Raw genomic sequence first — 25,809 nt, 5'->3', positions numbered from 1 at the left:
CTTAATTTGATTCTCGTTGCACTGCCGTACTATCTACCCGACTACAAAAGAAATCTAAACTTGGGTCTTGAAAATCAGGGTTTAACTGCTTGACTATCTGCCAGTCAGCACAGCTATTAACTAACTGTTGGTCGTAGAGATAGCACAGCGCGCGTTCATAGCGAACCTCTACATTGTCTTTTTGATAGTCGAGAAACTTAGAAAAGTAATTGATAGCATCTTTGTACTGCTCTTTTTCTTTGTAGATAAAGCCTAAGTTGTAGAAAGTCTGTTGATGATGTGGCTCGTATTTCAAATACTTTTTATACATTTGTATAGCTTTGTCGTATCTGCGGAATCTTTCGTAGTAGGCATCGGCTAACATCTTGGTAATGAGGCTATCATATTGAGGTTTTTCTTTTAAAACAGTTTTAAAATCTTCTTCTGCCAGACTTTCTTCTCTCAAATTGGTATAGGCTAAGGCTCTTTTGTAATAGTATTCTGTAGGAACTTCGTAGGTATTTTTGATAGCAAGTGTAAAGTTAGCTACGGCTTCTCCGTTGTAATCTTTGTGTTCCATGTAAATAACGCCTTTTAAGAAATAGGCTCTTGCGTAGCTATGGTCTGCCCCTGTGCAGGCTCGCAAGTGATGTAATGCTTGTTCATATTGCTTGTTTTCATAGGCTTCTACCGCCCAGAGGTATTGCAAACGAGCATACAACTGAAAAAAGGCGGTAACGACAACAAAAAAATACACTACTACAGCAATAGAAATGATAATGGCTTGCTTCTCTTGCTTTCCCCTTTCCATACGCCAAGTTTGGTAAGCAGTACGCGGAGGCTTATATTGCCTTTGCGGTGGTTCTTGTTGTCTTTCAGGTTGTTTGAAAGAAAAAGCATATCTATAATTATCATATAACAAAATCTCATCGTACCTGCGTTTTTGTAGAGGGTTGGAAAGCACTTGGTAGGCTTGATTGACCAACTTGAATTTTTCCTCTGCCTCTATATTATTCGGATTTCGGTCAGGGTGATAGAGCAGAGCTAACTTCTTGAAAGCACGTTTTATCTCCTCCTCTGAGGCATAATTAGGCAGACCGAGTATATGATAATAATTTTCCAAGAGAGATGAGGTACTATTAATTTTATTTATACTAAAATTAACATAAGTTAGTTAATTTCACAAAATAAATATATTACACTTTTTGAAATTTTAACCTTCTTCATATAAAAAATTTTGATACGCATTTTGCAACTCAGCTAAGGCATGTTGGGCTTTCTGCTCTTTGCAAATATTCATCCCAATTTGGTACACTTCGCCTGCTTGCTCTCTGTTGCCTAATTTCTGATAAATTTCTGCTAAGTGATAGTAAGTAGCTGTGTAAGAAGGTTGTATTTGTCGTAATTTTTCCAAATATGCCGCCGCTTTGTCAGGCATCTGTTCTTTGTGTTCCATTGCCAAGGCATACAAGGTAAACACATCGTTAGGCTCGCTTTCAAGCCATTCCAAAAGTTGCTCGATACGTTGGTTATTCATTGCCAATTTTAAACAATTATGTAAGATACTTTGTCATAAAATTACACGAACAAAGATAAAATATAAACAAATTTTTGATAATTTGGCTACCTCCATGTTCTACGTTTTATTGTCCTAACTATATGCAAAATAAATTTGAGCAAGTTCAGCAAATATTAGAAAGCCAAGGTTATATCAGCGAAAAAAGTACTGCTATGTCTATTTTTCTTTCTATGGAATTAGGCAAACCCTTACTCATAGAAGGTCCGGCAGGTGTAGGCAAAACCGAGATTGCTAAGGTCATGGCAAAAGCTCTTGATACTCAACTTATTCGCTTACAATGTTATGAGGGTTTAGATGCTACTCATGCCTTGTATGAGTGGAATTATCAGCGTCAGCTGCTTTATCTCAAATTAGAGGAACAGGAAAATAAATCTATCGAGGAGAAAGAAAAAGTAATCTTTAGTGATAATTTTTTACTCAAACGTCCTCTTTTGAAGGCAATTACTCAAGAGAAAAGTCCTGTTTTGCTCATAGATGAAATAGATAGGGCAGATGAGGAATTTGAAAGCTTCCTCTTGGAAGTACTGGCAGAGTGGCAGATTACTATTCCCGAATTAGGTACTATCAAAGCCTCTCATATTCCTTACGTGATAGTTACCAGCAACAGAGTCAGAGAGTTATCGGAAGCCCTGCGTCGCCGTTGCCTGTATTTGTGGATAGACTATCCAAGTTTTGACAAAGAATTAGCCATAGTCAAAAGTAAAGTCCCTCAGATAGATACTCAGTTGGGAACACAAATTTGCGTATTTATGCAGGAAGTTAGGAAGCAAAAATTAGAAAAAGTACCGGGCATAGCAGAAACCTTGGACTGGGCAATGGCTTTGTCCTCCTTGCATATAGACCACTTAGAGAAGTCTATTGTAGAGGAAACCTTAGGGGTCATTCTTAAAGATTGGCAAGATATTCGCCAAACACAACTTTCTCTTTCTGAACTCTTTGAAAAAATGGGGGTAATTTCTAAAATAGATGTGTAGGAAGTTTAAAAATAAACTTCCTACAAAAGCACCAAATTAGGATTCTCCTCCAGCCAAAGTTTCACGTATTCGCCTTTGGGGTCGTATTTTTGGGCTTGACTGCTAATATTGAAGTAGCGGTTCTCTCTTGGGTCGTTGCCGATACCCGCTACATAGTTCCAATTTCCCCAGTTGCTACATACATCATAATCAATCAGTTGAGATTCAAACCAGCTTGCTCCCCACTGCCAGTTCACTTTGAGGTCTTTTACCAAATAGCTGGCTACGTTTTGCCTGCCTCTATTGGACATGAAACCTGTATTTTTTAGCTCTCTCATGTTGGCATCTATGAATGTCAGTCCTGTTTTGCCTTCTTTCCACTTTTCAAAAAGCCGCTTATCCTCTTTCAAAGGCAAGTTTTGATTGCGAATCCCTCCATATTGAAAGATGCGATTGCCATATTTTTTGGCAACAAAGCGGAAATAATCTCTCCATATCAGCTCAAAAATCAGCCAATAAGTAGAGTCGTTCTTAACTCTTTCCTGCTCGTATTTCTTGACCTCATCATAGATATAACGGGGCGATAAACAACCCAAAGCCAGCCAAGCAGAGAACTTCGAGGAATAATCTGCCCCAATTAGCCCATTTCTTGTTTCTTTGTAAACTTTGAGCAAGTCTTTTTCCCAAAAATATTCTTTTAAACGCTTTTTGCCGCTACTTTCTCCTCCTTTGAAAATTAGCACGCTTCTTTCATCTTGTACCGCTTCCTCCAATCCTAATTCACATAGAGTTGGCAATTTGCCCAATTCTATCTCCAAGTCTATAAAAGTCATTCGCTCAGGAGTAGGAAACTGCTTGCGAATCTTTACTACTTTCTCTACCTCCTTTCTAAATTCTGTATAGACATCAGGAAGCATTTTGATAGGGAAAGGCAAATCGTCTAAGTGATAAAGGCTTGATTGCCAATAGAGGTTTAACTTACAACCGACCTTAAAAAGTTGTTCTTCTAATTTATTTTCTATGTTTATCTCCTCGCTTGTAACTTCCTTGCTCGCATAGACCGCTTTTGCTCCCGTCAATTTCTGTAACTCTGGAATCACTTGCTCGGGTCTGCCGATACGGATAAGCAGATTACTACCTATTTTTTGTAAATTGTACTTTAAATCTGTTACAGATTCTATCAAGAATTTTGCTCTAAAACTACCTGTTTTTGGAAAACCCAACTCAGTCATTTCAAACTGTCTTGGGTCAAAGCAATACAAAGGTATTAACTGAGATGACTTTTGCAAAGCCTTGTAAAGCATCTCATTGTCGTGTAGTCTAAGGTCATTTCTGAACCAAACAATAATTTTTTCCACTCTGATTTTGCGTTTGTTTACTTTTTAAACAGAGTGTTTGTTTTTTTGTTAGAAAGGAAAAGTGAAATTTTCAAAATTTTCAAGGATTACAAAAACTACAATACATTGGCTCGGCTTCTTGTATGCCTTCGGGATAGAGATGCTCTTGAACAAAACTACATTTACCGCATTGCCAGATGCTTGCTAATATTTTTTGAGTAGGTAAGCTACAATAGGCACAGGGCAAACCTAAGCGAACTTCTGTTTGGTAAAATCCAAGCGTTCCGCACTGAGGACAAGGAGAGTTTAGTTTTTTTATCAAGTCTTCTGTAGCCTGAGCAATGACTTTCCGACGAGTAGGGTTGTGCATTGCTCTCATGTCTGTTTCTATGTAAAGGCTTTTTTCTTTCTTTAATACTTCATCAGCAATGTCTTGTAAAATTATTTTTTCATCAATTCCTTTAAAAATTTGTTGAGACGACTTAATAATGAGGGCGTGGGTGGGGAAACCTGCTTGCAAGGCAAATTTTTCTACTTCTTCCCAAGAAGCAAGATTTGCATGGGCAAAATTTGTTTCTGTACTTATGGCTTGCCCTACTATTTCCAATTGGTTTTGCGTGTCTATGAGCATGACCATTTCTATATTGGCAGGGACGAAAGGCATGAGCGGGTGCGAGCCAAAAGCTCCTTCGCTTGCAAGCCCAATATGCACATTTTCAATAGCTTGTGCCAAACCGTGTAAGCATTTCATTCGCAAGGTTTCCAACTGGCTGGCAGGACGGTCAATCTCCCCACTAAAAGTTCCAAATTGGTCAGTATCAAAGTTTTGCAAAGTAAAGCATCGCAAATCAAAAGCCTTTTCCAAAAGCGGAGCAATGATTTTTTCCTTTTGGTGCATAGTGGCAATGAGGGCTTGCTGATGTTGCAAAGGGTGCATACCAAAATTTAATTTTTAATCCCTAACCTGTCCAAAGCATCTTGGAATTTTTTGCTGTTCTTTTTATGCTCCTCAAAAGTAACTGCAAAGGCATGATAGCCAGAAAAGTCTTCTTTGGCACAGAAAAACATATACTTATGCCTTTCGTAGTTCAATACGGCATCTATGGAATGAATAGAGGGCTGATAAATAGGACCCGGAGGCAGACCTGAGTATTTGTAGGTATTGTAAGGAGAGTCAAACTGCAAATCTCGGAGCAGTACCCTGCGCTTGCTAAAATCTCCAATCGCATAAATTACAGTAGGGTCAGCCCTCAGCAAGTCGTTCTGATTCAGGCGATTCATATATACACCTGCAATTCTTTTGGCTTCGTCTTTTTTCTTGGTTTCTGACTCTACTATAGAGGCTAAAATACTGACTTGCAAAGGTGTAAGCCCAATCTTATCGGCTTTTTCCAGTCTTTCTTTTGTCCAAAACTTATCATATTCTTTTTTGATGTTGTCCATGAGTTTTTCTACGGAAACTGTCCAGTAGAACTCATACGTATTGGGCAAAAACAAGCACATAATCGTCGTGGTATCAAAGCCATACTTAGCTGTGAAACTTGGGGTATTCAACAGTTTCAAAAACGCTGCGGAGTCAAGGGCAAGGTTCTTACAGATTTTTCCCGCCAAATCGCTTTTAAGACGTGCATTGTTAAAAGTAACTTTGACAGGATCCTGCGCTCCAGAACGCAACTTCCTGACTGCTTGCAAGTTACTCATATTTTTGCGAAGCAAATATCGCCCACTTTTTATATTTCCCTGATAATCCAAAAGTTTAGCCACAAAAGCAAAGGAAATTTTATCCGTAAGCATAGTGTCTTTTTCCATGATTTGCAACAACTCTTTGAAAGAGGTATTTTCAGGAATAAGTACAGCCTTATCGGATTTGTCGACAAGAACATTGGCAGTAAAAAATAATTGGAAAGCATAAAAAACGGCAGTGATAAGCAACACTGCCAAACCTATGAATATCCCTACGAGGATTTTATATCTTTTGTTCATTGTGCTTTAGGTATTTACCCGATTTACCAAGATTTTTATTCTTGGCACATTGGCACAAAATTATAAAAAACAATTCTAATTATAATCGTTTTCTTGGTCAGGTTTTCTAATAACATTTTTGAAAGACCTAAAGAAAGGAACGTTCAATCTGACGGTAATAGAGTGCCTATTCACAAAGTCAGACGACTTTTCGCCTAAGTTGAAATTATAACCGTACAAGGCATGAACAGTATAGCCAGAGTTGCTAAAAAGGCGATTGAAACTAAAACCTGCCATAGGCTTGATACCTACAAAAAAATCTTTGAAATCGCTGTGTGCGGTAGCGGCAATGCCATAAGCAAAAAATTTGTCCTCTGTCCACAGATTGACCGAAGCACCGTGCATGGAGTTGATAGGGTCTATTTCTACATTGGCAGAAAAAGCATAAATTACTCTGTTCCATTCAAATTGCTTCCAACGGGTAAGCCCTAACTCTATGAGTCCATTCTGTTCCCAGCGTTGGTAGCCTCCTATTATCCCCCAAATATTCCATACTTTATAGACCTCTCGCGAGTCTATAAAGGTGCTATCATTATCCTTGCAGACTTTAAAAATTTGGATAAAAACATCATTAGGGTTCTCCTCATCAATCAAAACCAAGCTATCTTCGCTGACAAAGCTAATATTGGCACTAATATATTTTGCACCATTTCTCTTGCGAAAAATAATTCTATCTGTTCCTTCGGTCGCCCAAGTCCCGCCTTCTTCTACATTGGTGGAAGCAAAAGTATTGTTAGCCCTCAACTGCAAGTATTCTTGCAAGCAATCATACACTCTAATCAAAGTATCTATGACAAAAGGTTTTCCGTCTAATGGTATGATTTTTTTCCCCTCAGCCAAAATTTTTCTGCTTTCTTTTTCATTTTTCACAGGGTATTTCTCAATAAAGTAACGCATTCCCCAATGCTTCCCCACAGCAAGGTTTTTAAATTTTTCTACATTGGATTGGGCAAACGATAGAGTTATGGGAAAAGATAAAGTAAATAAAAACAAGGCAAAAGCAACTATCAATGAAAAGATGAAATGTGGTTTTCTCATTATTTTTAAGGATTTTAAGTGCCAAACAAATTATTTAGCGTAATAACTATGCCAAAAATTCAATCTAATTTATCGAATTACCATTAACTTCTTCTTAATAAATTTTAAAAAATGTCAAATTGTCATTATCTTAATCTACTATTTTAATAAAAATAAGACATTTTGTCATTATTTTTCCTAAATTTTACTTTGGTTTGTTTATTGAATGAGGAAGGGTAAGGTTTGAGGCTTGGTGTAACTGCTCTAAAGTGTAAGTAAAATTGCCAAATAAAGAAGATACACGAATCCCAAAAACTAAAAATTATTTCATCATCACAAAAACGATAAAACTATGAGATTTGGCACACGCAAAGGTAACTACGGTTACGCACCTTTTTTCAGAGTATGGGCTGATGCCTGTGGTACAGACTGGCAGGAGAAATTGCAAGAAGTAATGCAATTTGGTCATCCCGCAGTAAACATTGTAGATAATGAAAGCGATTTTACGCTGGAGGTAGCCGCACCGGGCTTGCAAAAAGAGGACTTTAACATCGAGGTAAAGAATGACAAATTGACGATTTGGACACAAGTGAAAACGCAAGAAAATGCAAAGAAATATGCTCGCAAAGAGTTTGGTTTTGGTAATTTCAAACGCACTTTTACCCTGTCTGATAAGGTAGATACCGATAATATCTCAGCCAGATATAGCGATGGAATCTTGTACGTAGTTTTACCTAAAATTGCTCAGCCTAAAACGGGTAAAAACATCAACATAGACTAAGCAAGCATTAAGTAGTAAATAGATTAATTGACGATGGTTTTTTAGGTTTAGTTTAAAAGTGTTAGCCACAAGTGCCTTTGGTGCTTGTGGCTTTTGTTGTGAAGCAAATATTTTATGATTCTATCATAAATTCTTATTATTGACAAGGAATCAATAAGCAAATCCTATGAAACAGACAAACAAAGTTTCGTTAGTTCTTTCCAGTGGCGGTGCGCGAGGCTTAGCACATATCGGAGCAATAGAAGCATTAGAATCACAAGGGTTTGAAATTCAAGCAATTTCAGGTACTTCTATTGGGGCAGTTATAGGAGGGATTTATGCTGCTGGGCACTTGGAGGCGTACAAGAAATGGATGTGCAATTTAGACAAGTTAGACGTGTTTAATCTCTTTGATTTTACTTTTAGCTCACAAGGATTTGTCAAAGGGGAGCGTGTATTTGCAGAGCTTCAAAAGTTTATTCCTGATGTAGCCATAGAAAGTCTGCCTATACACTTCACCGCAGTAGCCTCTGATGTTACCAATAACTGCGAAGTAGTATTTGAAAGTGGAAGCCTTTTTGATGCTATGCGTGCCTCCGTAGCTATTCCTACGATTTTAAAGCCTTTTGTCAAAGAAAATCAGATATTGGTAGATGGTGGAGTAGTCAATCCTATACCAATAGGCCGTGTCAAACGAACAGAACAGGATATACTGGTAGTGGTCAATCTTAATGCTAACATTCCTTACTACAAAGAGATAAAGAACAGAGAAAAAAATATAGAAGAGGAAAATAATTATCGCATGAAAATTAGCTCTTTTATGGAAAAGTGGCTTAGCCTACTTCCTAAATCAGAATCACCTAAAAAGACATTAGGCTTTTTTGAACTGCTTAATAAATCTTTTGATATGATGCAGGATAGAGTAGCCGAATTTACCTTAGAGCAACACAAGCCCGACATACTTGTAAATATCTCTCGTCAGGCTTGTGGTACTTTTGAATTTTATAAAGCTACTGAAATGATAGAATACGGCAGACGTATGATGCACACCGCCCTTGAGCAGTGGGCATCAAAAGAAGTATCAAACTAAGCGAAAACTCTTAGATTGTTCCCATTAAGGGTCGTACTAAAGGCTTTAAGTGGTTGGGTAGCGGGGTCGCGTATAACGCTTCCATTCAAGCCAAAAATCGAGCCGTGATTAGGGCAGAAGAAATGCCCTTGTGCGTGTCTATATTCTACGGTAGTTCCCTGATGCGTACACGCCTTAGAAACAGCCACAAACGTATTTGCCCCTGTACGAGCCACAATTACATCACCAAAGACTCTTGCTCCTCCTACGCTCGCAAGAGAGGAGTTGGCGGAGTTAGTCAAATCGATAGTAAAATCTATGTTGTTGCCTGTTGCTGTCCCCGTAAAACCTGCCGTACTCGAGCCTCCACTGGGATTGTTAGGAGTAGGCGTATCACTCCCCTTAGAGGAGCAGCTTTCTAAAGTACAAGTGGCTAATACTGAGAACAAAGCGGCACCGCTTAAATCAAGACTTTTCAAAAATTCTAATCGTGTCATAAATTAGGAATGGTTAGGTTTTAGTGAATATAAAGCTCCAAAATCATAACTAATAGTACGTATAAAGAGTTTTATAGTTTAGATAAAAGCCCCAAAAGACAACCCCAAAAATCATTTTTATATTCACACCTGACAAATTTCGCAAACTTGTCAGATGTAAAAGATTGATAATACTTTTTCACTCAAATAAGTTTGTAAACTAATTTTGCTTGGGTATAAAAAATAAAAACCTGTAAGACTCTTCAAATCTTACAGGTTCTTTAAACGGCTTTTTTTTCGAAGCAATAGCTTACCTAAAACCTAATATCTACATCTTTGGCATAGTTGCGAAGGTTATTATATGGTGCAAATACTTGCAACTTTCCCTCTTCGTAGTTGTACTGTGCTTGAATGTTGTCCACATCTATAAAATGAGGTATCGGAAAAGCACGAATCAAAGAAGGTGAGAATACCCTCTCCTCCTCACTATCAATATTTTCTATTACACTCAAGCTCATTATTACCATCAATATATTATCTTTGATACGTACCCTGTAAGCATCTGGACTTACGCTTGGCATAGATACCTCCAACAATACTCCGTCTTTCAATTCCCTAATTCTTTCGTTCATAGAGCTAATCCCTCCCCCTATGACACTGTTCACATTGGCTAAATGTGCTAACTGCTTGGTCAATTCATTGGTAACGCTCATAATGACAAGTGTTTATATATGATAGGAAAAATATTTGTTACGATTTCATTATAATCTTACTATGCACTTCATCAAATAAAAAGCCAAGTAATAAACTATGTCAATATGTCAATTGTTCGAATAAAAAGCAAGGAAGCAATCAGACATTATGACATGATAAAAAGAAGATAGTTCAATACATATATTTTAAGAAGAAAAACACTAATTTTATGCTTGAATCATTTTGAACATGAAAATCTATCATCAAGAACTCAAATATTTACTTTTTATTGATATTGAAACAGTTAGCTGTGCTTCTTCTTATCAAGATTTGCCCAATCCTATGCAAAATTTCTGGGAAAAGAGAGCAAAAATATACCAAGAGCAAGACGAAGTACCTGCTGAGGCATTTGAAAAGTATGCCGCGCTTCACGCCGAGTTTTGTCAAATAGTCAGCATTGGACTTGGCTTTTTTTACTTGAACGAACAAAGTGAATTAGGTTTGCGAGTAAAGTCTATTAGTAACGATGATGAAAAAAAACTTTTACAAGAGTTCAAAGACCTTTTAGAAAAAAGGTTAAGCAAAAGAAAACGCTTAGTAGCACACAACGGCAAAGAGTTTGATTACCCATTTTTATGCAGGCGAATGTTGATTCATGGCTTGGGTCTGCCTGCTATTTTCCAACATTTACGAAACAAACCTTGGGACAATCCTCACTTGGATACTATGGAGATGTGGAAGTTTGGCGATAGAAAAAACTACTCTTCCTTACGCTTATTAGCACATCTTTTTGGTTTGCCTCCTTACCATGATGCCATAGACGGGAGCATGGTTTCAAGTATTTACTATAAAGATAAAAATTTGGAACGCATTGCCTCCTATTGCCGTAATGATGTAATTACTACTGCCCAACTTTATCTTTGTCTGCAAAATTTGCCCATAGTCAAGCAGAAAAATATCATAGAAGTATCATAAATAAAAAGAGGCAGAGTTATATGCTCTTATCACATTCTCTTCCTCAAAACTATTTCTACTCGCCTATTTTTTTCTCTGTCTTTAGAGTTACTATTGCTGGCAATGGGTCTTGTACCTCCAAAACCCAGAGTAGTAATGCGGCTCATGGCTACACCTCTTTGCATAATATAATCTCTTACTACTGCCGCTCTCTGCTCGGAGAGTTCCAGATTGAGTTTAGGATTCCCTACATTGTCAGTATGCCCTGAAATTTCTACGAGCCAATTAGGATTTTTATTCAAAATCTCTACTAATTTTTCTAATTCTATGATAGAAGTAGGTAAAAGCTCAGAGCGACTTTGCTGGAATTGGATTTTCAAAGTGATGGGTTTGTTCAGGATAGACTCATCTACCTTGTCAGGCACTAAACCCTCCTCGTCTATGTAAGGTTTCTCTTCTATGAATACAAAAGGTAGCTTTTCTTCTTTTTTCTCAGGGATTTGGATTGGAGCAGTGGTAAAAGCCCCTTTGCCATCAGAACCAATCCACAAATGATTTTCTTGGTCAAATTGCAGGCAAGTTACTGATTTGGACGTAAGCCCCTGCTCCTCTCCATACAGATTCCATATTCCGTTGTCAAAATTGGCTACTTGCGAGGTAGCGACCCACAATTTTCCGTTTTTATCAAAGGCAAATTTCATAAAGCGGGTGTATCTCATGAAATTTGGCAGTTCTATTTTTACCCATTTGCGATAGCTTTCGTATTTCCAAAGTTCTGTTTCTTGCAAGCCAATCACGCCCACCCATAGGTCGCCATTGTACTCCGCCAAGGCACTGATTTCGCCTTCTATCTTCTTTTCTCTGTCCCAGCGATTGATGCCTGAAAGTTTTATCAGCCCTTTCCCTGTTCCTATCCACGCTACACCTTGATTGTCCAAATGCAAAGCAAATACTTGGTCGTTGGGCAAGGGAGAATTTTGGGAATTAAAATTTAGCATATCGCCTGTAGGGTTCATCGTATAGATACCGTTACCCGCTGTACTCAGCCAAAGATTATTATTTTTGTCCAATAAAATATTGGTAATGAGATGATTGCCAAATTTTGAAAAATCATAACGGCTTGTTATACCTTGAAAATTGATTTTGAAAACCTGCCCTGTATAAGTTCCAATCCACTTGTTCTGCTCGCTATCCATAAAAATACAACTAATAGGACTGCTTCTAAAAGTATCTACGACTACTTTATGAACTTTTACTTCACTATTTCTATTTATACTTACCAAACCTTTTGCCGTTCCAAGCCACACTGTATTTTCTGCATCTGTAATAATCGCATTGACGACTTGTATGCTGTCCAAAGGTAAATTTTTTATCAAAATATTTTGTGCAAATACTTGATAAATAGAAACATAAAAAGAAAGTACGCCTAAAAATAGGGCATTAGGTTTTATTGGTTTCATGGTAGTTTTCATCAAATTACTTATACCGTTTATATTTTTCATAGATAAAAATACGAAAATCATTCCACATTTCAGTAAAGTATGATGCAGAAAAGTTACGAGAATTTTAAGATAAAATGCTGTTTTTGTCTTAATTTTGCAGTTAAGTTAATGTTATTTTAAAAAATATATCACCGTACTTCACTCGTATTTCACCAAGTTGCGTATTTTACTGTAACACTTTAACCTTTAAATATCTGATAAGCAATGAAAAAATTGTGGTTCTCTTTTATTCTTATTTTGTTCATCTCTGTATCTCAACTTCCTTTGACTTTTGCCCAGAAAAAAACGCAAGAGAAAAAAGTAAAAGGAGGAAAGCCTGTTCAACAAGAAGTTGTACCTCCATCTCCTGCTATCCCTCAAACAGAGAACTATCAGTTTTCTTTGGATTTGACCAAAGTACAAGATGACAAACTCATGGTAGAGTTGATAGCTCCTAAAATTACTGAAAATGAAGTAGTTTATTGTATGCCAAAGATAGTTCCCGGTACATACAGCATTTATGACTTTGGTCGCTTTCTCTCTGACTTCAAGGCTTATAATGCCCAAGGGGAACAGCTTACTGTAAGTGTATTAGACGAAAATCGTTGGAAGATTAATGATGCCAAAAACTTATACAAGATTACTTATTGGGTAGAGGACTCTTATGATTCCAACAAAAAAAATGTAGTTTTTGAGCCTGCGGGAACGAATATAGAAGAAAAAACGAACTTCATGATAAATACCTACGGCTTCTTTGGCTACATAGAAGGTATGAAATTCAATGATTATGAGGTAAATATTACCAAACCTGAAGGATTTTTTGGAGCAACTTCTATGCAAGCAGTTAGCACTACTGCCACTTCTGACAAATTTCTCATGGGAGACTATGTGCAGTTAGCCGATGCCCCTATCATGTATAGCCAACCCGACACAACAGTCATGCAAGTAGGAGGGGCAGATATTCTGATTTCCGTTTACTCACCCTCTAAGAAGCTCACTTCCAAGTTTGTAGCAGAGCAAATCAAACCTATCCTCATGGCTCAAAAAGATTACTTAGGAGGTAAGTTACCCGTAAATCGCTATGCTTTTATCATCTATCTTTTCAGGGGCTTTACGCGCTCGGGCGCGTATGGAGCTTTGGAACACTCCTATTCTTCTGTTTATTTTTTACCAGAAATAGAGCCAGAAGATTTGGCACAAATGATTAAAGATGTAGCTGCTCATGAGTTTTTCCATATCGTTACTCCGCTCAGTATTCATTCCAAAGAAATCCATGATTTTGATTTCATTAATCCGCAGATGTCCAAGCACTTATGGCTGTATGAGGGCTGTATAGAGTATTTTGCGGGTCATGTGCAGGTAAAGCATGGTTTGATGAGCGAGCAGGATTATTTCAATGTGATTTTAGGGAAAATCAATGAGGCGAAAGGATACCAAGACCGTCTGCCTTTTACGGTCATGAGCAAGGGCTGTCTGCACGAGCATAAATCTCAGTACCAGAATGTCTATGCCAAAGGTGCATTGATAGGTATGTGTTTGGACATCAAACTTAGGCAGTTTTCCAATGGCAAATACGGCTTGCAAGATTTGATAATAGACCTCTCAAAGCAGTATGGCAAAGATAAGCCTTTTGATGACGAGGAGTTATTCGATAAAATAGTGGAAATTACCAAATTCCCTGAGTTAAGGAAATTTTTTGCTGATTACGTTGAAGGGGAAAAACCACTTCCTTTTAAAGAAATTTTTAAATCCGTTGGGCTTCGCTACGATGTTACGGAAACCCAAAAACGCCTTTCCTTAGGCTTGCAACTCTCTTTTGATGAAAGTACAGGGCATTTTGTTATAGAGGACATCAACGAAATCAACGAAAAAAGTGGCTTCCAAAAAGGCGATTTTTTAGTAGCTATCAATAAAACAAAAGTTACTCAACAAAACTACCGCGATGTTTTTGAGGAGGTAAAAAAGACCAACAAAGAAGGCGACAAAGTTACCATTGTCATTGTCAGAGAGGAAAATGGCAAACGCAAAGAGAAAAAGGTTAAAGGCACGATGGTCATGGTCGAGGATAAAGTATATTTCCCTTTGGCAATAGACGAAAAAGCAACGCCAGAGCAGGTCAAACTACGAAATGCTTGGTTAAAGGTGGGGATTTAACCATATTCTCCCCACTTAGATTTAAAACAACAAAGTCAAATGTATGAAAGTCCTATTCTGAGCCTTGATTTGCCCATCGGCTAAGTTTTGTATAGTGGGAATTTGGTAGTTTAGCCCTGCGGAGATACTTTTAAAGAAAATATCTACCCCCGCAGCAGTTGCTATTAAATTCCCTCCCGTATTTTCCACATAGTATTTATTTCTTGTATCACTTGCAGAGCTTTCAAAGTAAAAACCCGCATTGGGCATCAAGCCAACATTTCCTATATTGCGAATATAAAATAGCTGAAGATTAGCACTTAGACGATTCCCAAAACGGTAATACTGACTATTTTGCGTATTGATTTTATAAGAAACATCTGCATTGATTCCAAACTTGCGGTAGCGAATGGTATAGTTTGCCGTTAGTAAAAAATCATAACTTCCTGTGCCTAACTGGAAATTAGGATTGGCTACTTGCTGATGATTCGATACATCATACTGATATTTTCCTGTAGCAAATTTTATCCCACCACCGAGCCAGAAACTATGTTTAAAGATAGTAGTATCATATAAAGTATTGAAAACATTATAGTTAGCTATCATCATTCCATCGCCTATGCCTTGTAAATTTTTGGATATGCCTTTCTCTAATTGTGTGTTGAACTGATAAGGCAGAAAAGCTAAGATTTGTACTTTTTGATGCGGATAAAATCTTGCCCAAAACTCAGTAGTACGGAAAACCTCTTGTGTGGCGAAAACACTGTTCTGCGAAGAACGCCCTAAGTGCGAATCAAAAACAGAATAGCGATAACGCACCCCTATAAAGTTTTTGTGAAACTGAGGCATCAATCCAATATAATAACTTCCTGCCCCACAGCCACATATATCGCAAGCCAATACATTTGATTTTATTAAAAGAACTAAGAAAAGAACAAAGTATTTTTTCATATTATTGTTGTTTTGTAGCCACGAATTACACGAGCTTTCACGAATTAATTAGTGCTAATTCGTGTAATTCGTGGCAGGAGTTAGTAATACACATTTAACCTTTCACAATTATGACCGACCTAATCTACAAAGATGAATCTTATCAAATCATAGGTGCTTGCATGGAAGTTCATAGCATTTTGGGGCGAGGCTTTTTAGAAATTGTGTATAAAGATGCCTTAGAGCATGAATTTAAACTAAGAAACATTCCCTTTGAAAGAGAAAAAGAGTATAAGATTTCTTATAAAAGCATTGTATTAGCACGCACGTATATTGCTGATTTTATTGTATTTGATAAAATCATCTCAGAAGCCAAATGCCAAAAAGGAATTCTTGATGAACATTATAAACAAGTTATCAACTACTTAGCCGTTTCCAAATGCAAACTTGGTATTATCGCCAATTTTAGCAATGACAGTTTTGAAAGCAAGCGAGTTGTTTTGTAGCCACAAATCGTATGACTTGATTCTACCACGAATTACACGAGTTTTCACGAATTAATTAGTGCTAATTCGTGTAATTCGTGGCAAACATTCGTGGCTTAAAATTCAGAAAGTAACCTGTTATTCATAAACTCCTCATCTGTCAAGGTTTTCAAAAAAGCAATGATTTTTTGTTTTTCATCTGTACTAAGTGCTATCCCATTTTTTAGTTGGCTATCCAACGTTGGACTTTGTACGATTCCTTTTTCATAATGGTCAAGCACCGCTTCCAAACTCCTGAACCGCCCATCGTGCATATAAGGACGAGTAGCCTCTACATTGCGAAGACTTGGCACGCGAAACTTGTACTTATCTTGCTCGTTGAGCGTAATACGTTCTCTCCCTGTATCTTCTGGATTTCCGACAGGCAACCCATTATTGCGATAAGAAAAATCGGAAAATAACTCTCCTGAATGGCAAGTAGCACACTTTTGTTTGAAAAGTTGCAAGCCTGTTAATTCCTCAGTGCTTAGCATAACTCCTTCATTACGAACATATTTATCGTAATTAGAATTGGCAGAAATACACATCAATTGGAATTGGGAAAGAGCCTTTAAAAATCTTTCTGTACTAATTTCCTTTGTTCCAAAAGCCTTTTCAAACATACTTGGGTATTTAGCATGATTACGCAATTTATTCAATACATTAGGCAAAGTTTCGTCCATTTCGTTGTGTGCCTCAATAGGCGAAACGGCAAATAAATCCAAATCAAATACACCACCGTCCCAGAAAAACTCCTTCTGCCAAGCCAAATTCTGAATAGGCAAAGAGTTGCGAAGTGTAAGCAAGTCATCAATGCCATGACTTAAATCATGTCCATGTTGGGTAAACCCTGACTGCTGCTGATGACAACTCCCACAGCTAATAGTGCCATCTCTACTCAAGATGCCGTCGTAAAAAAGAGCCTTTCCCAGTGCAAAAACCGCTGTAGTAACAGGATTTTTTGACAAATCATATACGGGTTGGGGGAAGTTTTTAGGAACATAAAACTGTACTTCTGGCTCTATATTTTGATTTTGGCAGGAAATAAAAGCAAAAACCAAAAAAGCAATGAGTAAAAGTTTATTTTTCATAAGTATCTTTATTTTAATGATTTACACTGCTTTTACTTCCAAAGCAATTTTTATTTTCTCCCAAGTCATGGTAATTATTCCTGTGCTACTATCTTCCGTCAGCACCTCATATTGAAGCCTTTGCAATATTTTTTCGCTTGTTTCTGGCTTCACTTTTAACCGCAGTATGTCCTCTGCTTCTTTGTAGTCATCAGTTAAGTGCTGTTGATAGTTCTTGTTCAGAATGATTGTCCATTCTTCTGGCTTAGTAATGGTAAAAAAAGCATACGTTCCCGCAGTAATTTTCTGCCCCTCAATCAGCACATCTTTGCTAAAATTAATCATCGTAGCCATATGCGCTCCTGTTACCCAAACTTGGTCGTAGCCCACCAAACCACCCCAAATATTGCGACCTTTTACTCCCGGTGAACCATAGTTGATAGTAATTGCTAAATCTCCAATATTTCCTATAGTTTCTCGTCTTGGGCTACCCTTGAAATTATCAGGCTTTAATTCAGCATTTACACTGTCTATGTAACTTGCCATGCCATTAAGCACATCAGCTAAATTCTTTTGGGGAACTTCGCTTCCGTGCTGGCTGTGGTCTTCCAAAGATGTTTCTTGGCTTGCGCTCCCACAAGCAAACAGAAAGAATAGAATAACAATAAAAAATAAGTTGTTGATTTTCATGGCTTTACTTTGATATTTTTTATACCCTATAAATTTTTTAGGTTTATAGGGCGATTTATTATCTACTGCTCATTATGCACATGGTGATACTCAAACATATTTACATAGTTAGCTGCAATATTGACTGAAAAAGGTGAAAACATCACGGTTGGGTGGGTAGCAAAACTGATATTGGTAGCACCAGAAAACATTTTTAGTACATCTACTATAATATGCACTTCGGGATTTTTGCCTTGTCGAACCTTTGCCCTATCTCTGCCTAAGTCTAAGGTCTTGGTTTTGATATTATTGATAGTCTTGGAACTATATCCACCAAAGCCTCCAATATGATAACGGAATTTTCTTTGCCCATCAGGTCCTGCGGGTGCTTGCGACGAGATGCCTTCTGCTTTTACAAAAATGTATCCTGAGTTCCAAGACCAGTACATTCCTTTTGCCATACCTGCATTGCCTATATCTAAAACCCCTGTACGCTTACTTACGTCCATCGTATTGCGGAGACTATCCACCCCAATAGTAAAAGTTACAGAATTGTAGTTGCCTTCTGGAACATTTTTGAGTGTAATCAACTGAGATTTAGTATCTTCTTCCTTTACCAAAAAGTAGCTTTCATCTTGCGGAACTACATATTCCCTACAGTCTTCTGTTTTTAATTTGATGTTGCTGATGTAGTATTGGAACATATCCAAATTGAACTGTTCGCCTGCGGCATTGGTGTAGTTTTCACCAAGTTTGAGGTCTTTTGTGCCTGCAATATTGTCAAAATTTAAGGTAATCTCCCCTTTCCTATTAGGGTCTATTTCAGGCTCTACTTGTGCCTTAGTACAACTCAAAAATGAGCAAATAACTATTAAAATTGCTAAAAAAGAATATTTAAAGTTCATGATTTTTACTGTTTAAAATTTTTGAAAATAAGATTTAGCCATCGTTTTTTAAGAAAACGATAATGAAAAAAAACAAAATAAAATTTTGATAAACAACAAGTTATAAATCAGATAATAAAAGTCTGACTTATACAAATTCGTGAAAATTCGTGCAATTCGTGGCTCACACCTTACAATGAATAATTCGTGCAATTCGTGGCTCACACCTTACAATGAATAATTCGTGAAAATTCGTGCAATTCGTGGCTAAGCTCGAGGCGGTTGGAAAATGTCAGAAATAACGACAAGTGGCTTAGAATGGTCGTTCAACTCAGGGTAGAAAACGGCAGAGGTTTGGTCAAAAAAGCAAAAATCAAAAGTAGGCACAAGGGCATAGAAAAGCGTAATCTCTACTTTCCCTTTTTGTGAAGTAGGCAACTGTTGTTCTTCTTCTTTTTCTACTTTTTTCAGTTGCTTTTTCAACTGACACTGACCTTTACATTGCAACTTGGGCTTAGCTTTGTTTTCACAAAGATATTTAGCAATGTATTCTTGGTTGAGTTGGAAAGAAACGACAAGCCACATCTTTTGGAGTGGTGAAAAAAGCACCACCAAAGCAAGAAAAATGGATATTGTCTGTTTCATTTTGATTAAATTTGGTTAGTGTAACCTTGTTGCAAAGGTAGTTCAGAAAATTTGACTTTCCTTATATTTTAACACAAAATTAGCCAAGATGAGAAACTGAAAGGTTGTTTTAATGAATTATTGGTTGTGAATGATGAATAAAAAATCTATTTTTGTGAGAATAACATAGAATATTATCAAATTTGTTCATTTTCGTACACTCTTTTGTATAAGAGCGAACAGAAAAATACAAATCCTTATTTCTAACTTAGCTTATAAAGCTGATAATCAGTCTAATGTATTTGGTGGTATTTTTTTTGTCAAGAATATACGTAAAACTATTTGAAATAGTTACATCGTCAAATTAACTTATCATAAAAACCTAATGAATTGAATATTATAGTGAAATCATCAAAGGTTTAAGAGAAATACTGAATGAAGATAATAAAGACAGTCAATGTAGAGAAAATTTACACAAGTTTCGACGTGGACACTGTGGCACTAAACAAGGTAAATCTTGAGATAGAGCAGGGGGAGTTTGTTAGCATCATGGGACCTTCGGGCTGTGGTAAGTCCACGCTTTTAAATTTGATTTCACTAATGGATTTGCCCACAAGAGGGGAAGTTTTTTTTATGGAGCAGTCCACTTCAAAAATGAGCGATAGAAAAAGAGCGGAATTTAGGAGAAAATATATAGGTTTTGTATTTCAAAATTTTAATCTAATAGAAGAACTTTCGGTATATGAGAATATTGAACTGCCTTTAGTTTATCTCCGTATGCCTCCCTCAGAAAGAGCGCAGAGAGTAAGAGCAGTTATGGAACGTTTAGATGTAGCCCATAAGCAACGGTTTTTCCCTATGCAATTGTCTGGAGGACATCAACAAAGGGTAGCAGTTGCAAGGGCAATTGTAGCGAGTCCTTTGGTGCTTTTTGCTGATGAGCCAACGGGAAACTTAGATTCTAAGCACGGACAAGAGGTCATGGAAATACTGTCCGAACTTAATGAAGCAGGAACTACGGTAGTCATGGTTACTCACTCTACTGCCAATGCGGAGTTTGCTAATAGAATCATACAACTATTTGATGGTCACATAGTTACAGGAAAAGTAAATCAATACAGCTTTTAATTTTTAACATTTATACGTGTTTAGAAGTTACTTACTTATTACAGCGAGAAACTTGCTCAAGCATAAACTTTACTCGCTCATCAATATTTTAGGGTTAGCATTTGGCATTGCTTCCTCTACAGTACTTTTCTTGCTCATCAAACACGAAACAAGCTACGACCAATTTCACCCTTTCAAAGACCGCATATTCAGAGTAGTAGAAACTATAGACCAACACGGCGTTGGTGAACACTCCGCAAGCGTTCCCTTTCCTACCGCCTCAACACTTCAAAAAGACTATCCAAAATGGATAGAAAAAAGTGTACGTCTTTTTAACTATCAAATGCCTTCTCTTTCTATTAGTTACCAGAATAAAACATATAATGAAAGTAAATTTTTCTTTGCAGATTCTACATTTTTAGAAGTTTTTAATTTTCCTCTTGCTCAGGGTGATGCAGAATTTGCTCTTTCAAAGCCTCATACTGTTATCATTAGCGAAATAATAGCAAAAAAATATTTTGGAAAAGAAAATCCTCTGGGAAAGAAAATTATCTTTTGGAACAGAATCCCCTTGATAGTTACAGGTGTTTTTGAAACTACTAATAAACCTTCTCACTTGCAGTTTGACTTTATTGCTTCGTTTTCTACTTTGGAAAGCACCATTCCAGAACCTATTATGAATCGTTGGGTATGGAATCCTTGTTGGACTTATATTGTGCTGAGAGATAAAAGTTTTGCAAGTGAGTTGGAGGCACAGTTCCCTACTTTTGTCCAAAAATATTTCGAGGATAAAATGAAGGACAATGTAACGCTCTCTTTACAAGCCCTCACAGATATACACCTCAAATCTAACCTGGACTATGAAATTTCTCCTAATGGAGATATTAAATATGTTTATATTTTTTGGGTAACAGCCATACTTATCTTGGTCATTGCCAGCATCAATTTTATGAATCTTTCCAATGCAAGGGCATTTTTAAGAGCCAGAGAGGTGGTAGTTCGTAAAATGATTGGAGCCGACAAAGAAGAATTGATTAAGCAGTTTTTAGTAGAGTCGGTCTTAATGAGTGCCGTTGCCTTAGTTTTTGCTTTTATTGTGGTAGAATTAGCCTCTCCACACTTGAGCGACTTGTCAGGAAGTCCTATCAGCAATTATATCAAAAACGATTGGAATATCATCAAATACGTACTCTTTACGGGACTTTTTATTGGCTTGTTATCAGGAATTTATCCTGCCATTTATTTGGCTTCTTTTGACCCTACCAAAATGTATAGGGGCAGCGTACTGTCTGGCATTACTGAACCTCGCTTCCGCAGTGTCTTAGTGGTAGTACAATTCGTGATAGCCATTTTAATGTTAGTAAGTACTTTTGTGAGTATTAGGCAGCTAAATTATATGAAAAATGCTAAGTTGGGTTTTGATAAAGACTATGTACTCATCGTATCCATAGGAGGCTCGTCCAGCGTTTTGCTATATGATGACATCAAACGCAATCTGCTACAGCACCCTTCTATTCTTTCTGTTACAAGCACAGAAGAGGTCTTAGGAAATAATTACCAAACGCATGAATATAGAACTTCAATTAACAAAGCCGCCTACTACCCTACTATTACTGTTGCACATGATTTCCTTCAGACATTCAATATCGAGATAGTCGCTGGACGAGATTTCATAGACAAAACTAAACTTTTAGAAAGCTACCAAAATAATAGCTACATACGGGAAGAAGATTTCTTGACCTATTTCGAGGATGATGAAGAAAATGCAGTCATCATTAATGAATCTATGGTCAAGTACTTAGGTTACGTTACTCCCCAAGATGCTATAGGACAGGAATTTAGGAGCGGAGAAGAAGGGGCAGAAAAAATTATTGGAGTAGTGAAAGATTTTCACATTGCCTCTCTGCATACCCCTCTGCAACCTTTTGTCATTGATTTGGCAGATAGGCGTACTCAAAGGCTACACTTAAAATATGTTGCTATTAAAATAGATAAAAACCGAAGTGAAGAGGCGATTGTAACCTTACAAAATGTATGGAAAAAAGTAAACCCTAATCACGCCTTAGATTACTTTTTCTTAGAAGATAAGCTCAATAAGCTATACATGAAAGAACAAAAATGGAGTGAGATTTCTTTACAGTTTTCTGTAGCCGCCATTTTTATTGCTTGCATGGGTTTCTTTGGCTTAGCTTCTTTTATTGTGGAAAAACAAAGAAAAGACGTAGGTATCCGTAGAGCCATAGGAGCGACTACTTTGGAAATTGTATTCTTCTTATCTCAAAAGCTAATAAGATTGGTCTTTGTCAGTATCTTAGTAGCTGCCCCTTTGGGCTTTATCCTCATGCACATTTGGCTCAGTAGCTTCCCTTACCGTATCCAACTCACCCCTGATATTTTTGCTTACTCAGGTTCTATTATTGTCTTTATTACTGTATTTATCATCGGTTTTCATACTTTCAAAATAGCCCTACAAACTCCCGTAGAGGCTATCAAAAGCTTGTAACAACAAAAAAACAGCTACGGCAACTATATTTCCTTTTTACTTCCTATCTTTGCGAAAACATCAAAACAATTACTAATGACAAATGATTATTGATGTAATGAAATAGTGATTAGTCATTCATAATTAGTAAGTTATAATTTATTATTACTCATGTTACATACATTCGTAGGGAACTTAGGACATTTCTTCGTCATTACTGCTTTTGTTACCGCACTGATAGCCGTATATGCTTATCATAAAGTAAGTAATTCTATTGATAGTGAACAAATTAGCTGGATAAAGTTTGCCAGAGGGGCTTTTTATGTGCATGGACTTGCCGTAGTGGGGGTTATAGCTGCTTTGTTTTATATCATTTACAATCACTATTACGAATACCACTATGCTTGGAGTCATTCATCTAACAATTTACCTACACACTACATGATTTCCTGCTTCTGGGAAGGGCAAGAGGGCAGTTTTCTTTTGTGGGCTTTTTGGCACGTACTCATTGGCATTTTACTTATACATACAAGCAAGCATTGGGAGGCATCGGTCATGCAGATTTTTGCTTTGGTGCAGGCTTTTTTAACTTCTATGATTTTGGGTGTGGTACTTTTTGGAGAAATGAAAATTGGCAGTTCGCCTTTTTTGTTGCTCAGAGAGGTATTTCCTAACGATGAGGCTTTCCAAATCAACCCGGATTTTATTCCCAAAGACGGCACAGGACTGAATCCTCTTTTGCAGAATTACTGGATGGTCATTCACCCACCTACTTTGTTCTTGGGTTTTGCCCTTACCTTAGTACCTTTTGCCTTTGCAATAGCAGGTTTGAGAGAAAAAAAATACAGAGACTGGGTACGCCCAGCCTTGCCTTGGTCGCATTTTGGAGCATTAGTTTTAGGAGTAGGCATTATGATGGGCGGATACTGGGCGTATGAAACCTTGAATTTTGGCGGTTATTGGAATTGGGACCCTGTGGAAAATGCGGTGTATGTACCTTGGCTCATTTTGGTAGCAAGTATTCACGTAATGATTACCTTCCAAAAAAGCAACATTGCACTCAAAGCCTCCTTTATCTTGACTGTTACTACTTTCATTTTGATTTTGTATTCTACTTTCTTGACTCGCAGCGGCGTCCTGGGCGAGGCTTCGGTTCACTCCTTCACTGACTTAGGACTTTCAGGACAATTGTTGGTTTACTTGCTTGCTTTTTTAGGTGTAGCTGTATTTTATTTAGCTAAAGCATGGAAGGACATTCCTACGGCAGAGGAGGAAGTAAGCACCTACTCACGAGAGTTTTGGATTTTTATAGGGGCTACAGTTTTAAGTTTGGCGGCATTTCAGGTCATTGTCGCTACTTCTATTCCTGCCTACAACAGTTTACTCTCTGCCTTAGGTATCTCCTCCAAAGTCGCTCCCCCCGCCGACCAAGTGCAGTTTTACAGCAAGTTCCAACTTTGGGCAGGGGTATTTATTGCCTTGCTTTCAGGCACAGGGCAGTTTTTCTTTTGGAAACGCATGGACAAAGATAGCCTTTGGAAAGCAATCAGTGTACCGCTGATTTTAACTATGCTTACTTCTTCTGTTTTTATCCTTATTACAGAAATCAAAGATTGGAAACATATTATTTTACTAACGGTTTGCTTATATTCTTTGATTTCTAATTTATCTATTTTGATAAAGTTAGCAAAGTCTAATGTCAAACTGGTAGGTGGCTCAGTGGCTCATATTGGCGTTGCCCTTATGCTGTTAGGAATTTTAGCCTCGGCGGGTTACTCCAAAGTAATCTCTCTCAACAATACAGGTTTTGTCTATAACAAAAACTTCCCTGACGAAATGAACAAGGAAAACCTCTTGCTTTTTAGGCACAAACCTCAAAAGATGAAGGACTATACCCTTACCTACAAAGGTACGCGCATGGAGTCTAAAGAATTTCCCACCTACATTGACCAAGAAGTGCTAAGAGCAACCGCAGAGCCTCATCGCATGATTACGAGTCAGGATTTGGTTTACAAGGGAAAAACCTATTTCACCAAAGGCGACACTTTGCAAGTATTTAACGAAAATACCTACTATGAAATAGAATACAAAAAAGATGATGGTCAAGTATTTACGCTTTACCCAAGAGTACAAATTAATCCTCAAATGGGAACAGTAGTCAGCCCTGACATTAGCCGCTATTGGAGGGCAGACTTATACACCCACGTAACCAATATCCCTGACCCAGAAGAAGAAAAAAAATGGTCTGAACCCGAAAAATATAATTTGGTGGTAGGGGATACCTTTATAGTCAATGATTACATCGCTATTTTTGATAATGTCTATCAAGGGGAAAGAACGCAAAATGCTGATGCTGTGGTGTATGCCAATATCCGCATCTTAGGAAGAGATAAGGACTATACCTTAAAGCCAGCTTACTTGATTAATTTACAGCAAAGTGCCGTACAAAAACAACCTGATACAAACGTGGCATTGGGTATTAGGGTAGCTATAGAAGAAATAAAACCGCCCACCGAAGGTACTAACGAGCCAGCGAAGTTTATTTTTTCTGCAAGCACTACTCAGCAAGATTGGATTATTCTCAAAGCCATAGAGATGCCCTTCATCAATATACTTTGGACAGGGGTAATTTTAGTTTCTATTGGTTTTGGCATTGCTACGGTAAGACGCTATCAGGAGTTTAAAAACTTGAAGGAGAAACAGAACAAAGAAAAAAGAGAGAAAGAATTGGTGTAATTTTTTATTTCCTGCTTGTAGGTCTGATTTGCTAAGCTAACTCAAGTTTTTCAAACCACAGTGGAAATATCGGATATTTTTTGATTTGGAAGTAAGTGATTCAACAAATTATAATATTTTTCTGCCCCTGTCTAAATCTTTCCCCAAAAGGGAAATACTTCTTGATAATCAAATACTTGACTCCCTTCTTAAGAGGGCGCAGTGCAACTGAAGGGTTGGGGAGGGGGTGGTTATTTTTGCTCATGTACTTAATTTTTATAAAACTTGACACCATTTTAAGAGCATCAATACCTAAAAAAATAAAGATTGAAAAGTAGGTAAAAAAGTAGA

At 37.4% G+C, this 25,809-nt stretch carries 23 protein-coding genes; 9 read left to right on the top strand and 14 right to left on the bottom strand.

The window, feature by feature from the left end; genetic code table 11:
- Window position 1: 1 nt before the first annotated feature.
- A complete protein-coding gene (locus BM141_RS02745) occupies window positions 2-1,102 on the bottom strand; it encodes a J domain-containing protein (protein WP_091539616.1) in 1,101 nt (366 codons plus the stop codon).
- A 90-nt stretch (window positions 1,103-1,192) separates the two neighbouring features.
- Window positions 1,193-1,516, bottom strand: coding sequence for a tetratricopeptide repeat protein (locus BM141_RS02740; RefSeq protein WP_091539613.1), 324 nt, complete (start codon window positions 1,514-1,516; stop codon window positions 1,193-1,195).
- A gap of 122 nt (window positions 1,517-1,638) precedes the next feature.
- On the opposite strand from BM141_RS02740, the gene BM141_RS02735 reads away from it, so the two are divergent.
- The gene (locus BM141_RS02735) at window positions 1,639-2,532 is read left to right on the top strand and encodes an AAA family ATPase (protein ID WP_091539609.1); all 894 of its coding nucleotides are present in this window, start codon (window positions 1,639-1,641) and stop codon (window positions 2,530-2,532) included.
- Between the two features lie 20 nt (window positions 2,533-2,552).
- On the opposite strand, the gene BM141_RS02730 is transcribed toward BM141_RS02735, so the two are convergent.
- The 4 genes from BM141_RS02730 to BM141_RS02715 form a co-directional block, all read right to left on the bottom strand.
- The gene (locus BM141_RS02730) at window positions 2,553-3,869 is read right to left on the bottom strand and encodes a DASH family cryptochrome (protein WP_221407618.1); all 1,317 of its coding nucleotides are present in this window, start codon (window positions 3,867-3,869) and stop codon (window positions 2,553-2,555) included.
- A 79-nt stretch (window positions 3,870-3,948) separates the two neighbouring features.
- Entirely contained in the window at window positions 3,949-4,785 is an 837-nt protein-coding gene (locus BM141_RS02725) for a DUF6671 family protein (RefSeq protein WP_091539604.1), read from the bottom strand.
- 8 nt (window positions 4,786-4,793) lie between these two features.
- A complete protein-coding gene (gene mltG / locus BM141_RS02720; RefSeq protein ID WP_091539600.1) occupies window positions 4,794-5,831 on the bottom strand; it encodes an endolytic transglycosylase MltG in 1,038 nt (345 codons plus the stop codon).
- A gap of 75 nt (window positions 5,832-5,906) precedes the next feature.
- Window positions 5,907-6,908, bottom strand: coding sequence for a hypothetical protein (locus BM141_RS02715; RefSeq protein ID WP_091539597.1), 1,002 nt, complete (start codon window positions 6,906-6,908; stop codon window positions 5,907-5,909).
- A 331-nt stretch (window positions 6,909-7,239) separates the two neighbouring features.
- Here BM141_RS02715 and BM141_RS02710 point away from each other — a divergent pair, with 331 nt between their 5' ends.
- Window positions 7,240-7,668 carry an Hsp20/alpha crystallin family protein gene (locus BM141_RS02710; protein WP_091539593.1) on the top strand — a complete coding sequence of 143 codons (429 nt, stop codon included), beginning with the start codon at window positions 7,240-7,242 and terminating at the stop codon, window positions 7,666-7,668.
- A 166-nt stretch (window positions 7,669-7,834) separates the two neighbouring features.
- Window positions 7,835-8,737, top strand: coding sequence for a patatin-like phospholipase family protein (locus tag BM141_RS02705; RefSeq protein WP_091539590.1), 903 nt, complete (start codon window positions 7,835-7,837; stop codon window positions 8,735-8,737).
- Here the strand turns inward: BM141_RS02705 and BM141_RS02700 are convergent.
- Window positions 8,734-9,213: a QcrA and Rieske domain-containing protein gene (locus BM141_RS02700; RefSeq protein WP_091539587.1), complete on the bottom strand. Its 480-nt coding sequence runs from the start codon at window positions 9,211-9,213 to the stop codon at window positions 8,734-8,736. The genes BM141_RS02705 and BM141_RS02700 overlap by 4 nt on opposite strands.
- Before the next feature lie 293 nt (window positions 9,214-9,506).
- Window positions 9,507-9,905: an Hsp20/alpha crystallin family protein gene (locus BM141_RS02695; RefSeq protein WP_091539585.1), complete on the bottom strand. Its 399-nt coding sequence runs from the start codon at window positions 9,903-9,905 to the stop codon at window positions 9,507-9,509.
- 229 nt (window positions 9,906-10,134) lie between these two features.
- Between BM141_RS02695 and BM141_RS02690 the strand changes: the two genes are divergently transcribed.
- Window positions 10,135-10,860 (top strand): 3'-5' exonuclease, encoded by a 726-nt coding sequence (locus BM141_RS02690; RefSeq protein WP_091539581.1) that lies wholly within the window; start codon window positions 10,135-10,137, stop codon window positions 10,858-10,860.
- Between the two features lie 29 nt (window positions 10,861-10,889).
- On the opposite strand, the gene BM141_RS02685 is transcribed toward BM141_RS02690, so the two are convergent.
- Window positions 10,890-12,299, bottom strand: a complete 1,410-nt coding sequence (locus BM141_RS02685) for a two-component regulator propeller domain-containing protein (protein WP_177217241.1) — start codon at window positions 12,297-12,299, stop codon at window positions 10,890-10,892.
- Between the two features lie 246 nt (window positions 12,300-12,545).
- Here BM141_RS02685 and BM141_RS02680 point away from each other — a divergent pair, with 246 nt between their 5' ends.
- Window positions 12,546-14,474 carry a M61 family metallopeptidase gene (locus tag BM141_RS02680; protein ID WP_091539573.1) on the top strand — a complete coding sequence of 643 codons (1,929 nt, stop codon included), beginning with the start codon at window positions 12,546-12,548 and terminating at the stop codon, window positions 14,472-14,474.
- A 21-nt stretch (window positions 14,475-14,495) separates the two neighbouring features.
- On the opposite strand, the gene BM141_RS02675 is transcribed toward BM141_RS02680, so the two are convergent.
- The gene (locus BM141_RS02675; protein ID WP_143090772.1) at window positions 14,496-15,404 is read right to left on the bottom strand and encodes a hypothetical protein; all 909 of its coding nucleotides are present in this window, start codon (window positions 15,402-15,404) and stop codon (window positions 14,496-14,498) included.
- Between the two features lie 110 nt (window positions 15,405-15,514).
- Between BM141_RS02675 and BM141_RS02670 the strand changes: the two genes are divergently transcribed.
- Window positions 15,515-15,889 carry a GxxExxY protein gene (locus BM141_RS02670; protein ID WP_091539567.1) on the top strand — a complete coding sequence of 125 codons (375 nt, stop codon included), beginning with the start codon at window positions 15,515-15,517 and terminating at the stop codon, window positions 15,887-15,889.
- Window positions 15,890-15,984: 95 nt separating this feature from the next.
- On the opposite strand, the gene BM141_RS02665 is transcribed toward BM141_RS02670, so the two are convergent.
- From BM141_RS02665 to BM141_RS02650, 4 genes are all read right to left on the bottom strand, one after another.
- On the bottom strand, window positions 15,985-16,998 hold the full coding sequence (locus tag BM141_RS02665) for a cytochrome-c peroxidase (RefSeq protein WP_091539564.1): 1,014 nt from the start codon (window positions 16,996-16,998) through the stop codon (window positions 15,985-15,987).
- 21 nt (window positions 16,999-17,019) lie between these two features.
- Window positions 17,020-17,667: a DUF2911 domain-containing protein gene (locus tag BM141_RS02660; protein ID WP_091539559.1), complete on the bottom strand. Its 648-nt coding sequence runs from the start codon at window positions 17,665-17,667 to the stop codon at window positions 17,020-17,022.
- 62 nt (window positions 17,668-17,729) lie between these two features.
- Complete coding sequence (locus tag BM141_RS02655; protein WP_091539556.1) at window positions 17,730-18,551, bottom strand: MbnP family protein; 822 nt, start codon at window positions 18,549-18,551, stop codon at window positions 17,730-17,732.
- 246 nt (window positions 18,552-18,797) lie between these two features.
- A complete protein-coding gene (locus tag BM141_RS02650) occupies window positions 18,798-19,175 on the bottom strand; it encodes a hypothetical protein (RefSeq protein WP_091539554.1) in 378 nt (125 codons plus the stop codon).
- Between the two features lie 420 nt (window positions 19,176-19,595).
- On the opposite strand from BM141_RS02650, the gene BM141_RS02645 reads away from it, so the two are divergent.
- The 3 genes from BM141_RS02645 to ccsA all read left to right on the top strand — a co-directional run bounded on the left by BM141_RS02645 (window position 19,596) and on the right by ccsA (window position 25,479).
- Window positions 19,596-20,282 (top strand): ABC transporter ATP-binding protein, encoded by a 687-nt coding sequence (locus tag BM141_RS02645; RefSeq protein ID WP_091539707.1) that lies wholly within the window; start codon window positions 19,596-19,598, stop codon window positions 20,280-20,282.
- 16 nt (window positions 20,283-20,298) lie between these two features.
- Window positions 20,299-22,764, top strand: a complete 2,466-nt coding sequence (locus BM141_RS02640; RefSeq protein WP_091539550.1) for an ABC transporter permease — start codon at window positions 20,299-20,301, stop codon at window positions 22,762-22,764.
- Between the two features lie 150 nt (window positions 22,765-22,914).
- Entirely contained in the window at window positions 22,915-25,479 is a 2,565-nt protein-coding gene (gene ccsA / locus BM141_RS02635) for a cytochrome c biogenesis protein CcsA (protein WP_091539546.1), read from the top strand.
- Window positions 25,480-25,809 lie beyond the last annotated feature (330 nt).

The organism is Thermoflexibacter ruber, assembly GCF_900113045.1.
Taxonomy (GTDB): domain Bacteria; phylum Bacteroidota; class Bacteroidia; order Cytophagales; family Thermoflexibacteraceae; genus Thermoflexibacter; species Thermoflexibacter ruber.
The sequence above is the reverse complement of the archived record's forward strand: the minus strand, read 5'-3'. Positions and strand labels throughout refer to the sequence as shown.